Here is a 13,140-nt window from a genome sequence, read left to right on the forward strand (position 1 = left end):
TCAGAACATTACCGCAAGTCGCGCAAGTGAAATCTTGTCGACCGGTATCTCAATTTTCAATTTTCTTGTTTTGACACGCACTTCGATTTCAAGCATCTCAGGTGTGTACGCGAGCAACGTTCCTTCGAATTCAACCGCATTCTTTACTGGATCGTGCGTTTTGATATACACATGTTTCCCAATCGCCTTTTCGAAGTCCTCGTCTTTCTTCAGTGGACGTTCCGCTCCTGGACTAGCGACGTCGAGGTAATACGGCTCGTCGATCGGATCATTGTCATTCAATGCTTCCGATAACTGTTCATTGATTTTGACGCAGTCTTCAAGATCCACGCCACCCTCTTTGTCGATGGAGACACGTAGGAACCAATCCGCCCCTTCTTTGACGAATTCAACGTCGACTAGCTCCATCCCCTCTCGTTCGACGATTGGTTTTGCGAGCGCTTCGACCTTTTCCGTTACGTTCGTCATCTTCATCCTCCTTCAAAAAACAAACAAGAAAGGAGCAGGTCCCCCTACTCCTTCCAAGTCGTAGTATAAAAAACATTTCCTCACTCAATATAGCATAGGAAAGCGCTCAAAGCAAGTGTTCCTAAGGGCTTACAAGTCGAACAAGGAGAGCTGATTCTCGTCCGGTAACCCTTCGAGACAGCCTAGGTTATCGAGTGTCTCGATGATCGTTTTCGATAACTTGGCACGTTTTTGGAGGTCTTCCTTCGAGAGGAATTCGCCACCTTTACGTGCTTCGACGATTTGCTTCGCTGCATTCGTCCCGAGACCTGTCACGGCATTAAACGGTGGTAACAACGTATCCCCGTCAATGAGGAATTCCGTTGCACTTGAGCGGTAGAGATCGACCTTTTGGAACGTAAAGCCCCGTTCGATCATCTCAAGCGCGATTTCAAGAACCGTGTACAATCCCTTGTCCTTCGCCGTTGCCTCGAATCCTTTATCCTTGATGTCTTGCAAGACTTTCCGGACGGCTGCAGAGCCTTTATTCATCGCACCGATATCAAAGTCACCCGCACGTACCGTAAAGTACGAAGCGTAGTAATACATTGGATGATGGACTTTATAGTAGGCGATCCGAACAGCCATTAAGACATAGGCAGCAGCATGGGCTTTCGGGAACATGTACTTGATTTTCTTACAAGAATCGATATACCAGAGCGGCACATCGTTCTCGATCATCGCCTCTTCCATGTCAATCGAGAGTCCTTTCCCTTTTCGGACCGACTCCATGATTTTAAAAGCAAGTGACGGTTCAAGACCGGCATAGATCAAGTAGACCATGATGTCATCTCGACAACCGATGACGTCTTTTAATTCACATGTTCCGTTGTAGATCAATTCGCTGGCGTTTCCGAGCCAGACATCCGTTCCGTGCGAGAGTCCTGAAATCTGGACGAGCTCCGAGAACGTCGTCGGTTTCGTCTCTTCTAACATTTGGCGGACGAACTTTGTTCCAAACTCGGGAATACCGAGCGTTCCCGTTTTTGAATCGATTTGCTCCGGCGTCACGCCGATCGATTCCGTCGAACTGAAAATTTTCATGACTTCCGGGTCATCGACCGGAATCGTCTTCGGATCTCGTCCTGATAAATCCTGTAGCATCCGAATCATGGTCGGGTCATCGTGACCGAGGATATCGAGTTTGAGTAAGTTATCGTGAATCGAGTGGAAGTCAAAGTGTGTCGTCTTCCATTCAGAACCCATATCATCTGCCGGATATTGAATCGGACTAATATCATAAATATCCATATAGTCCGGTACGACGATGATCCCACCTGGGTGTTGCCCAGTCGTTCGTTTGACGCCGGTGACACCACTGACGAGACGATCGACTTCCGCATTCCGATACGTCAGCTCATTCTCCGACTGATACCCTTTGACATAGCCATACGCCGTCTTCTCGGCAATCGTTCCGATTGTTCCGGCACGGTAGACGTAATCGTCACCGAACAAGACTTTCGTATAGGCGTGTGCTTGCGGCTGATATTCTCCACTGAAGTTCAAATCGATATCCGGTACTTTATCCCCTTTAAATCCAAGGAACGTTTCAAACGGAATATCATGACCGTCTTTAAATAACGGGATATCACATTTCGAACAGGATTTATCCGGTAAATCGAATCCCGAACCGACAGAACCGTCATCGAAGAACTCCGATTCCTTACAATTCGGACAGACATAGTGTGGCGGCAAGGGATTGACTTCGGTGATCTCGGTCATCGTCGCAACGAGACTTGATCCGACCGACCCCCGTGAACCGACCAAATAGCCGTCGTCGAGTGATTTTTTAACGAGTTTATGAGAAATCAAATAGATGACGGCGAATCCGTGACCGATGATTGACTTCAACTCTTTTTCGAGTCGTGCTTCGACGATTTCCGGTAACGTCTCTCCGTAAATCCGGTGCGCCATATCGTACGACAAGTTCCGAACTTCTTCATCCGCCCCTTCGATCTTTGGTGTATAGAGATCTTTTGGAATGATGTCGATGTTCTCGAACTGTTCCGCGACGGCTTGACTGTTCGTGATGACGAGACGTTCCGATACATCTGGCCCGAGGAACTTGAAGTCATCCATCATTTCCTTCGTCGTCCGGAAGTGTGCCGGTGGCAGTTGTTTTCGCATGTTCAGCATGTTCGCTCCACCTTGCGTCCGGATCAAAATCTCCCGGTACGTGGCGTCATGTTGATCGAGGTAATGCACGTTCCCTGTCGCAACTGGTAAGATATCATGTTCTTCCGCGACACGGATGATTTTTTTGATCAGTTCGCGCAGTTCGAGTTCATTCTGAACGATTTCCCGCTCGATCAAATGACCATACATCGCGGGTGGCTGAATCTCGATGAAATCATAGAACTGCATCACTTTCGCTAAATCTTCGTCTGACTTGTTCAAAGCGGCATCAAACACTTCGCCATTATCGCAAGCTGATCCGATGATCAAACCATCCCGGTGCGCGACGAGTTGCGAGCGCGGTGTGCGGACGACACGGTGCACGTGTTTCGTATGAGCAATCGAAATCAATTGGTACAAATTCTTCAAGCCCGTCCGGTTCTTCGCATAGACCGTCGCGTGGTATGGTCGTGCCCGCGAGATATCTTTCCCCATCTCCCGGTTGAGTGAGGCGTGTGTCTTCATGTCGAACATCTCATCTGCCATTTGAAGCAACTTGACCATCAAATATCCCGTCGCTTCCGCGTCATAGATGGCGCGGTGATGTTGCGTCAATTCGATATCAAATCGTTTCGCGAGTGTGTTCAATCGGTGATTTTTTAGCGTCGGCATCAAGACACGGGCTAGCTCAAGCGTATCAATGACCGGCAAGACCGATTCATCGTGTCCACCAGACCGGAGTGTCGCATTCAAGAACCCGATATCAAACGAAGCATTATGGGCAACGAGAATCGAGTCGCCGACCCAGTCCATGAACTCCTTGACGACTTGTTCCGGGTCTGGTTTTCCGCGGACCATATCATCGGTGATCCCTGTCAAATCAATCGTCGTCGCCGACAACAGGTGTTTCGGATCCGCGAATGCTTCGAACTTATCGATGATATCACCGTCGTGGATCTTGACGGCTGCGAGTTCAATGATTTTGTTGTACATCGCCGATAAACCAGTCGTCTCGACGTCAAAGACGACGAATGTCGCGTCATCTAAGTTACGTTCTACCGGATGATAGGCGACTTGCACCCCGTCATCGACGACATTCGCTTCGATTCCGTATAGTACCTTGATATCGTTTTTCTTTCCGGCATAGTAGGCATCCGGGAAACTTTGGGCGCCAGCGTGATCCGTGATCGCAACAGCAGGATGACCCCATTTTGCTGCGCGTTCGACGTATTTCGTCACGTTCATGACAGCGTCCATCTGACTCATTTGCGAGTGCGCATGTAACTCGACACGCTTCTCACCTGCCCAAGGGTCAGCCGGTGCTTCCATCTTCACTTCTGACAGTTGGGCAATCATCATACAGAGATCGCGTAGGAATGTATCGAACTCAACGCGACCTGCCGCCTGGATCCACATCCCTTTTTTGATGGCTGAGAGGATCTTGACGTCTGTTTCGTCACGCGCAAACATCTTGACGACGAGGGAGTCCGTATAGTCCGTCATCTTGAACGTAAAGATCGTCTTTCCACTTCGTAGTTCACGACTCTCTGCCGAGAAGACGAGACCACGGATCGCAATCCGTCGTTCCTCATCTTGGATCGTCTTAATCGGGACAATCTCATCTTGAATTGGTTTCCCGATCCGGATCTCAACCGGTCCTTCATCGTCATCCCGCGATTGTTCCCGCTTGAATTGCAACTCGAGCATCCGTTTTGCTTCTTCCATGTCTTCCTGTTTCACCTGATTGCGCAACGCTTCTTGTTTCGATTCGTTGATTTGAACAATCGGTTCACAGTTGAATTTCGGAAATCCGTAAGCACTGTAAAGTAACTGCAACTCACCACATAAGCTACTTTTTAAGAATCCTGCTTCCGGTTCACTCCGGACCGGAATGAATAATTTCTGTTCTTTGAACTCCGGTAAGACCCGTCCAAGTTGTGTCCGCATCGCCGATGAGACATCTGCGAGATCCTGCACGACGTATGGCCAGTAATCATGATACAGGCGTTCGTCTGGTCGACTATCCGCATGTAGGATGATTTTGACTTCGGCGAATTGCTGATACCGACTGACTAAGCGACTCGTAAAGAGTTGATAAACGTTTTGGGGTAAAACATGTGGCAAGCGGATCTCAAATGTCCAGGTTGCTTTTGCTTTATTAACGCGAAGCTTCTCAAGGACTGCTTCGTTAAAGTATTCTTCAATGATACCGTTCGGTAATTCCAAGTCACTGAGTAACAGTGACATGCGTTGTTGTGTATCCACTCGCAATTGTGCTGTCTGATCGCTTCACACCGTGACAGCAACTCCTCCTCCTCTTGCGGATTGCCCAAGGGGCGAATGGGTGTGAGACAAGAAAACAGTCACTTTATGAAAAGTGACCGTCTCCATACTTTATTCTAAACCTTCATAGAGTGAACGAACAGCCTCAACGACTTGTTCTTGTCCAATTTCTTCTGCATCGCCACCACGACGGGCTTTTAATTCGACGATTCCTTCTGCCGCTTTTTTCCCGACGTTCAAACGAACCGGTAGACCGATCAAATCAGCATCGGCGAACTTGACGCCTGCTCGTTCTTTCCGGTCGTCAAGTAAGACGCTAAAACCTGCAGCTGTCAACTCACGATATAGCGTCTCTCCGAGTTCAAGCTGTTCCGCATTTTTACCATTGACGACGATCAAATGGACATCGTATGGTGCGATCGCTTTTGGCCAAATGATCCCGCGCTCATCATAATGTTGTTCGACGACTGCCGACAATGTCCGCGAGACACCGATGCCGTAACAACCCATGATGAGTGGTTGCGCTTTACCGCCTTCATCGAGGAACGTCGCTCCCATTCCTTCAGAGTAACGTGTGCCGAGTTTGAAGACTTGACCGACTTCGATACCACGTGCGAATTTGACGTTGCCGTTGCCGTCTGGTGACGCGTCACCTTCTTCAACGAAACGTAAATCCGTATAGTCGGCTTCGAAATCACGGCTTGGGTCGACATGGATATAATGCGTTTCCGCTTTGTTCGCACCACAGACAGCGTTCGTCAAGGCACGGATCGCGTAATCGGCGACGATCTTCATGTCTGCTCCGATCGGTCCGAGTGTTCCAGGCGTTGAGTGAAGCGCTGCTTCAATCTCTTCGTCGCTCGCCATCGTGATGTCGAGAGCACCCAGATAGTTTTTCAACTTGATGTCGTTGACTTCGTGATCGCCACGGACAAGTGCCATGACAAGTCCTTGCTCCGTCTTGAAGATGACGGTCTTGATTGATTCGTTTGCTGGTAAATTCAGATGTGCGCTGACCGCTTCGATCGTCTTCGCATCTGCCGTATGCACTTCTTCAAGTGCTTCTGGTGCTTTGTCTTGCTTCGGATAGGCATCGATGGACTCTGCCATCTCTAAGTTCGCTGCATAATCCGATTGGTCCGAGTAGACGATCGTATCTTCACCGATTGCTGCTAACGCATGGAACTCATGTGTTCCACTACCACCAATCGCACCTGAGTCAGCGACGACTGGACGGAACTCAAGACCAACACGTGTGAAAATCCGCGAATACGTATCAAACATGTTTTGATACTCTTCGTCTAAGCTCTCTTGTGAAGAATGGAACGAATAAGCGTCCTTCATGATGAACTCGCGACCACGTAATAAACCGAAACGTGGACGACGTTCGTCACGGTACTTCATTTGAATCTGGAAGAGATTGACCGGTAACTTTTTGTACGAGTTCAATTCATCACGAACGATTGAAGTGATCAGTTCCTCGTGCGTCGCTCCGAGCGCGAACCGGCGATCATGACGATCCGTCAAGCGCATTAATTCAGGTCCATAGATATCCCAGCGTCCTGTTTCTTCCCATAGTTCAGCTGGTTGAATCGCTGGCATCAGTAATTCTTGCGCACCCGCCGCTTCTAATTCCTCACGGATGATCGTCTCGATGTTTGCGAGTACTCGTTTTGCGAGTGGTAGATACGAATAGATCCCAGCGGCATTTTGACGCATGAATCCTGCACGAAGCAAGAGTTGGTGACTGATGGCTTCTGCATCAGATGGTACTTCACGCAACGTTGGCATGAATAGTTTTGATTGTTTCATAATGAGTCACGAACTCCTTTGACTGAGTGATTAATTAAAAGAATTTTTGAATGTCGTTCCAAGTGACGACGAGCATGAGTAGCATCAAAAGCGCAAAACCGACGAAGTGAACCAATCCTTCTTTTTGAGGATCAACTGGTTTACCGCGTAAGGCTTCAAGGAAGAGGAACAACAATCGTCCTCCGTCAAGTGCTGGAAGTGGCAATAAGTTGAAGACTGCTAAGTTGACTGACAACAATGCTGTCCATGTCAATAGCATCGAGAACCCACTATCTGCGACCTGATCGGTCATTTTGACGATCCCGACTGGTCCTGATAATTGATCGACGCCAACGACACCCGTTACGAGATCTCCAACAGCTCCGACGATAAGCGTCGACATCCGCCATGTTTCTGAAACGCCCGTTTGTAGTGCTGTTCCGAATGATTTTTCTGTCTCATTCGTGACACCGATGATGCCAACCTTCTGTTCCCCTTGCTGTTGCACTTTTGGCGTGATCTCAGTTGTCGTCTCTTTTCCATCACGCTCATATTTTACTTCTGTCGCTTTCCCAGCACGATCTTGGAATCCAGCACGTAAATCTGTCCATTTTGCTGTATCCTGTCCGTTGACCGAGATAATCCGGTCACCTTCAACAAGTCCTGCTTGATCGGCAGGTGAACCTTTTTGTACTGTTCCGATGACGCTTTCCCCTGTCGGAGAACCATTATATAAGGCAAGACCGAATAAAATGACGAACGCAAGGACAAAGTTCATGAACGGTCCTGCAGCAATCGCAAGGACGCGTTTCCATACGGATTTCGAACCAAATGTGCGGTCATATGGCGCAATTTGTGTCCGTGTCTGACCTTCGACAAGAAATGCTGTCGGTGAGACAGGATAGCGAACCGATGTCTCGTCTTGTAACCCAACGAGTTCGAGTTGACGCAACAAGTCAATCCGCTCGACAGTAACGACTTGATCGACTTGTGGCTGATCCGCATCGAAATAAATCGTCTCGATGACGCCTTCCTTTAACTGTAATCCAACGGTTTGACCTGATTTGATCTCTACGAGTTCAGGTTCTTCACCCGCCATCTTGACGTAACCGCCAATCGGCAACAGGCGTACCGTATACAACGTCTCATTCTTAAACACTGAAAAGATCTTCGGTCCAAATCCAATCGCGAATTCCCGACAGAGAATACCTGCCCGCTTCGCCATTACGAGATGACCCCATTCATGGACGGCGACGAGTACACCGAACATCAGCACGATTGAAATAAAGGTCGTCATTACTTATCCCATCCTTAGTTAGCGAATGTAAGAGACGATACGAACTCACGCGCCCATCGATCAGCTTCAAGGATTTGATCCAAAGAAGGCTCCTCGATAAGCTCATGAGCTTGAAGCGCCGCCTCGACGCTCGCTTCGATTTCTAAAAAGCGAATGTCCCCTTTTAAGAAACGGTCCACCGCTTGTTCGTTCGCAGCATTGAGTACTGATGGCATCGATCCGCCGGCTTGACCCGCTTCAAAAGCAAGTCGTAACAACGGATAACGCTCAAATGATGCATCAGCAAAGTGTAAGCGTCCGATTTCCTTTAAGTTTAACCGTTCTCCCCCTTGGATTTCAAGACGGGACGGATATGTAAGAGCGTACTGAATCGGTTCTCGCATGTCAGGCATACCAAGCTGAGCCATGACAGCTCCATCGTTGAATTCGACCATCGAGTGGATGATGGATTCACGATGAATGACGACATCGATGTCCGCATAGTCGACATCAAATAACCAGTGCGCTTCAATGACTTCGAATCCTTTGTTCATCATCGTTGCGGAATCAATCGTGATTTTTGCTCCCATCGACCAGTTCGGATGCGCGAGTGCTTGTTCGACCGTCACGTCTGCCAGTTCTTCACGTGATTGATCACGGAAGCTTCCGCCTGACGCCGTCAAGATGATTTGACGCACATCTTCTCGCCGCTCACCGTTCAAGCATTGGAAAATCGCCGCATGCTCACTATCGACGGGTAAAATCGTCACGTTTTTTTCACGCGCGAGCTTCATGACAAGGTGCCCTGCCGTGACGAGTGTCTCCTTATTCGCAAGACCAATCGTCTTACCTGCCTCAATCGCGGCAAGCGTTGGACGTAAGCCAACAGCTCCTACGACCGCTGTAATGACCGTATCGACTTCAGGATGCGTCACGATATCAAGCAATCCTTCTTCACCGATGACGATTGTTGGCTGATAAGTCAACTGTTGCTCGAGTTCTTGACGTGTTGTCTCATCTTGGACTCCGACAAGCATCGGTTGCAAACGATTCAACCACGGTACGGCGACCGTCGTGTTGCGTCCAAATGCAAAACTCGTCAATTCAAAAAGGTCTGGATTAGCCGCAATGACATCGAGCGTCTGCGTACCAATCGATCCTGTTCCACCGATGATACTGATTTTCTTCATAATGAAGCGCCTCCTCAAGCAAAGATATCGAGTACGACGAGGACCGTAAAGACGATCATCATGCTGTCGAACCGATCTAGAATACCACCATGACCCGGTAGTAACGTTCCAGAATCCTTCACACCATAATGGCGTTTGTAAGCGGACTGGACCAAGTCACCAAGTTGGCCAACGACGGCAACGATGATGGCAAGGACAATGACTTTTCCAAAACCGACTGTCGGTTCGATACTTTCAAACACGACACCGAGTAAGATGGCAAGTAACACGCCACCGACTGCCCCTTCAATCGTCTTATTCGGACTGATTGATGGCCACAGTTTATTCTTACCAAATCGTTTCCCGACGAAGTACGCCCCTGAATCCGTAAACCAGATCAAGAGAATGATCAACAGCGACCACGTTAATCCGTGTTCGAGTAAGCGGATGTAGGCGAACGATGCAAAACCGACACCGACATAAACCGCAGTCAGCAGTAAAAAGGCGACATCATCGAACGTAAAGACATTTTTCGAAAACACGTTCCAAAAGAGACCGATCAATAAAATGATCATTGCCCAAGCGATTGGTGAAAGTCCGATTGGGAGTGTCCGATCGACTGCCTCTTCATAGATACCGACGAATGGTAATAACGTGCCGATCCCGAATAAAATCCGTGGAATGCGCGAGCCGCTCCATTGTCGCATCCGGACGAGCTCGGTATAACCGAGAATCGTTAGTATTGCCATAAACGCTAAAAAGGGAAGTCCACCGATGTACAAAAGCGCCAAAAAGATGGCGCCTGCCCATATCCCTGTGATAATCCGAGTTTTCATAAGCTAGTTCCTCATTTAATCAGACGCCGCCAAATCGGCGTGTCCGTTGATTGTAATCTTCAATTGCTGCCAAGAAAGCATCCCGACGAAACTCTGGCCACAAGACGTCTGTAAAGTAAAACTCTGCGTACGCCGCTTGCCAAAGTAAGAAATTCGATAACCGTTGTTCGCCACTCGTTCGAATCACGAAATCGACATCGGTTACGGATCCTGTCATTAGCTCGCGCTCGATCGTCTCCGGTGTAATCGCATCCGGTGACAATGTTCCTGCCTGAACCTGTGCGCCCAGTTTTTGCATGACTTGTACGAGTTCATCGCGTCCTCCATAATTCAGAGCGAAAATCAGACGAAGTCCTGTATTGTGTTGCGTATCCAGTTTCGCTTGTTCCACTGCCTCACGTGTGAAATGAGGGAGGCGTGACACTTCTCCTGCTACCTCGACTTTGACATTTTGCGCGTCTAACTCTTTTAAATCCGACTCTAAAAATTGTGCCGGCAGCTTCATGAGAAAGCTCACTTCTTCTTCCGGGCGCGTCCAATTCTCCGTCGAGAAGGCATATAATGTCAGACTCTTAACGCCGAGTTCATTTGCAACCCGAACAACTTCACGAATCGATTTCATGCCTTCGCGATGTCCCATGATACGTGGAAGCCCGCGTTTTTGTGCCCATCTACCGTTTCCGTCCATGATGATAGCGACGTGTTCAGGCACCCGATCATAGGTTTCGGTTTCTTTCGTCTGATTCAACCATTGAAACATCCGCACTTCCTCCTCTCTCAATTATGAAGAAAGGGACTCTTCGTGTGACAAAGAGTCCCCCCCATGACGATCCGTCGCGTCATACTTCCATGATTTCTTGTTCTTTTTCCGTTGCTGTCTGATCAAGTTGTTTAACGAACTTGTCTGTCAACGTCTGAACATCTTCTGTGTATCCACGCAAATCATCTTCTGTCAATGCACCATCTTTTTCTTGTTTCTTTAACTGCTCGTTCGTATCACGACGAATGTTACGGAGGGCAACCTTACCTTCTTCCGTATACTTCTTGACGAGTTTGACGAGTTCCTTCCGGCGCTCTTCCGTTAGTGGTGGAATCGCAAGACGGATGACCGTACCATCAGATGATGGCGCAAGACCAAGATCAGCACGTTGAATCGCTTTTTCAATCTCGCTGACCATTGATTTATCCCATGGAGTGATCAAGATCAGACGTGCTTCTGGTGTGTTGACGTTCGCTACTTGATTGAGCGGTGTCGGTGACCCGTAGTATTCGACTTGAACGGGATCTAAAATCGCAACGTTCGCACGACCTGCACGGAGTGTCGCAAGTTCTTTCTTAAGTGAAAGATGTGCTTTTTCCATCCGTTCTTCGGCTTGTTTTAAGATTTCTTTTGACATATTATTTCCCCCTTACGATTGTCCCGATTTCGTCACCGATGACGACACGTTTGATGTTACCTTCTTCCATCAACGAGAAGACGATGAGCGGGATGTCATTGTCCATACAAAGTGATGTTGCTGTAGAATCCATGACTTGAAGTCCATCCTTTAAGACATCCAAGTAAGAGAGCGTTTCGAATTTCTTCGCTTCTGGATCAACATTCGGGTCAGCTGAGTACACACCATCGACGTTGTTTTTCGCCATTAAGATGACCTCTGCTTCAATTTCAGCTGCACGAAGAGCAGCTGTCGTATCTGTCGAGAAGTACGGGTTCCCTGTACCTGCTGCAAAGATGACGACGCGTCCTTTTTCAAGATGACGCATCGCACGGCGGCGAATGTACGGTTCTGCTACTTGGCGCATCTCGATTGATGTTTGAACGCGAGTTTCGACACCTACATCTTCTAAGCTGTCTTGAAGCGCAAGCGAGTTCATGACTGTCGCTAACATCCCCATATAATCGGCGTTGGCCCGGTCCATCCCAAGTTCTGCACCTGTTTTGCCACGCCAAATGTTTCCAGCTCCGACGACGACCGCTACTTCAACGTTCAATTCAACTAATTCGCGAATCTGTTCCGAGATAGATTTGACGATGACAGGATTGATCCCAAACCCTTGATCTCCTGCGAGCGCTTCTCCGCTCAATTTTAACACAATCCGGTTATATTTCGGTTGCATGACTATGTCCCCCTTGCTAAATTCCGTAAAAAAGGAACACGAACCACTTCCACACGAAAGTGGATTGAAGCATACGTGTTCCTTCTCTTGTCATCAGGATGATCCCGATTCTTATTTTTTAAGTTGGTTCATAACTTCTTCAGCGAAGTTCTCTTCGCGTTTTTCCATACCTTCCCCAACTTCGAAGCGTACGAATGACACGACTTTACCGCCTTTAGATTCTACATATTTACCAACTTTGAAGTCTGGATCCTTAACGAACGTTTGATCGACGAGGCAGATTTCCTCGAAGAATTTGTTCATACGACCAACGATCATTTTTTCAACGATGTTAGCTGGTTTTCCTTCGTTCAATGCTTGCTCAGTGAGGACTTTTTCTTCACGTGCTTTTTCTTCTTCTGTGACAGAAGTACGGTCAACGTAAAGTGGACGTGCTGCTGCGATGTGCATTGCAACGTCTTTTGCAACTGTTTCATCTGTCGTACCTTCGATAACGACGACTGAACCGATGCGTCCACCCATGTGGAGGTAAGAACCGAATGCTGCGTCATCTGCTTTTGTGAAGAGCGCTACGCGACGGAGTGAGATTTTCTCTCCGATTGTTGAAGCTTCTTCTGAGATGTATGTGTCGATTGTTTTACCTGCTTCGTATTCAGAAGCAAGAGCAGCTTCTGCTGTCTCAGAACCGTTACGGAGAACAGCGTCTGCGATGTTTTGAACGAGTGTTTGGAAACGTTCGTTTTTCGCAACGAAGTCTGTTTCTGAGTTGATTTCGACGAGTGCCGCTTTGTTGCCGTCAACTGCAACTGCAGTCAATCCTTCAGCTGCAATACGATCGCCTTTTGCTGCTGCTTTAGCGATCCCTTTTTCACGCAAGAAATCTACTGCTGCGTTCATGTCACCGTCAGTTTCAACGAGTGCTTTTTTGCAGTCGAGCATACCTGCACCTGTTTTTTCACGAAGTTCTTTAACCATTGCTGCTGTAATAGCCATTCGATATTCCTCCTTATAACATCCTTAGTTTCAAAAAAAAGGTGATAAAAGG

The 13,140-nt window shown here is 48.1% G+C and carries 10 protein-coding genes; all 10 read right to left on the reverse strand.

What is annotated here, in order from left to right:
• A complete protein-coding gene (gene rimP, locus L985_RS10590; protein WP_023468684.1) occupies nucleotides 1–468 on the reverse strand; it encodes a ribosome maturation factor RimP in 468 nt (155 codons plus the stop codon).
• 129 nt (nucleotides 469–597) lie between these two features.
• Nucleotides 598–4,869 (reverse strand): PolC-type DNA polymerase III, encoded by a 4,272-nt coding sequence (locus tag L985_RS10595; RefSeq protein ID WP_197499346.1) that lies wholly within the window; start codon nucleotides 4,867–4,869, stop codon nucleotides 598–600.
• A gap of 147 nt (nucleotides 4,870–5,016) precedes the next feature.
• Complete coding sequence (locus tag L985_RS10600; RefSeq protein WP_047393839.1) at nucleotides 5,017–6,717, reverse strand: proline--tRNA ligase; 1,701 nt, start codon at nucleotides 6,715–6,717, stop codon at nucleotides 5,017–5,019.
• Between the two features lie 34 nt (nucleotides 6,718–6,751).
• Nucleotides 6,752–7,993: an RIP metalloprotease RseP gene (gene rseP, locus L985_RS10605; RefSeq protein ID WP_047393836.1), complete on the reverse strand. Its 1,242-nt coding sequence runs from the start codon at nucleotides 7,991–7,993 to the stop codon at nucleotides 6,752–6,754.
• Nucleotides 7,994–8,007: 14 nt separating this feature from the next.
• Nucleotides 8,008–9,162, reverse strand: coding sequence for a 1-deoxy-D-xylulose-5-phosphate reductoisomerase (locus tag L985_RS10610; RefSeq protein WP_029342044.1), 1,155 nt, complete (start codon nucleotides 9,160–9,162; stop codon nucleotides 8,008–8,010).
• A gap of 14 nt (nucleotides 9,163–9,176) precedes the next feature.
• Nucleotides 9,177–9,977 carry a phosphatidate cytidylyltransferase gene (locus tag L985_RS10615; RefSeq protein ID WP_029342045.1) on the reverse strand — a complete coding sequence of 267 codons (801 nt, stop codon included), beginning with the start codon at nucleotides 9,975–9,977 and terminating at the stop codon, nucleotides 9,177–9,179.
• A 19-nt stretch (nucleotides 9,978–9,996) separates the two neighbouring features.
• Complete coding sequence (locus L985_RS10620) at nucleotides 9,997–10,737, reverse strand: undecaprenyl pyrophosphate synthase (RefSeq protein WP_029342046.1); 741 nt, start codon at nucleotides 10,735–10,737, stop codon at nucleotides 9,997–9,999.
• Between the two features lie 79 nt (nucleotides 10,738–10,816).
• Nucleotides 10,817–11,374, reverse strand: a complete 558-nt coding sequence (frr, locus tag L985_RS10625) for a ribosome recycling factor (protein WP_023468691.1) — start codon at nucleotides 11,372–11,374, stop codon at nucleotides 10,817–10,819.
• Between the two features lies 1 nt (nucleotide 11,375).
• A complete protein-coding gene (gene pyrH, locus L985_RS10630; protein WP_029342047.1) occupies nucleotides 11,376–12,095 on the reverse strand; it encodes a UMP kinase in 720 nt (239 codons plus the stop codon).
• A 111-nt stretch (nucleotides 12,096–12,206) separates the two neighbouring features.
• Entirely contained in the window at nucleotides 12,207–13,088 is an 882-nt protein-coding gene (gene tsf, locus L985_RS10635; protein ID WP_029342048.1) for a translation elongation factor Ts, read from the reverse strand.
• Between the last annotated feature and the right edge of the window lie 52 nt (nucleotides 13,089–13,140).

The sequence above is a fragment of the Exiguobacterium sp. ZWU0009 genome (genome assembly GCF_000798935.2).
Classification (GTDB): domain Bacteria; phylum Bacillota; class Bacilli; order Exiguobacteriales; family Exiguobacteriaceae; genus Exiguobacterium_A; species Exiguobacterium_A acetylicum.

Bases quoted from the DNA above. Each gene is read 5' to 3' on its own strand.
- rimP (WP_023468684.1), bottom strand. From the start codon at position 468: ATGACGAACGTAACGGAAAAGGTCGAAGCGCTCGCAAAACCAATCGTC.
- L985_RS10595 (WP_197499346.1), bottom strand. From the start codon at position 4,869: ATGTCACTGTTACTCAGTGACTTGGAATTACCGAACGGTATCATTGAA.
- L985_RS10600 (WP_047393839.1), bottom strand. From the start codon at position 6,717: ATGAAACAATCAAAACTATTCATGCCAACGTTGCGTGAAGTACCATCT.
- rseP (WP_047393836.1), bottom strand. From the start codon at position 7,993: ATGACGACCTTTATTTCAATCGTGCTGATGTTCGGTGTACTCGTCGCC.
- L985_RS10610 (WP_029342044.1), bottom strand. From the start codon at position 9,162: ATGAAGAAAATCAGTATCATCGGTGGAACAGGATCGATTGGTACGCAG.
- L985_RS10615 (WP_029342045.1), bottom strand. From the start codon at position 9,977: ATGAAAACTCGGATTATCACAGGGATATGGGCAGGCGCCATCTTTTTG.
- L985_RS10620 (WP_029342046.1), bottom strand. From the start codon at position 10,737: ATGTTTCAATGGTTGAATCAGACGAAAGAAACCGAAACCTATGATCGG.
- frr (WP_023468691.1), bottom strand. From the start codon at position 11,374: ATGTCAAAAGAAATCTTAAAACAAGCCGAAGAACGGATGGAAAAAGCA.
- pyrH (WP_029342047.1), bottom strand. From the start codon at position 12,095: ATGCAACCGAAATATAACCGGATTGTGTTAAAATTGAGCGGAGAAGCG.
- tsf (WP_029342048.1), bottom strand. From the start codon at position 13,088: ATGGCTATTACAGCAGCAATGGTTAAAGAACTTCGTGAAAAAACAGGT.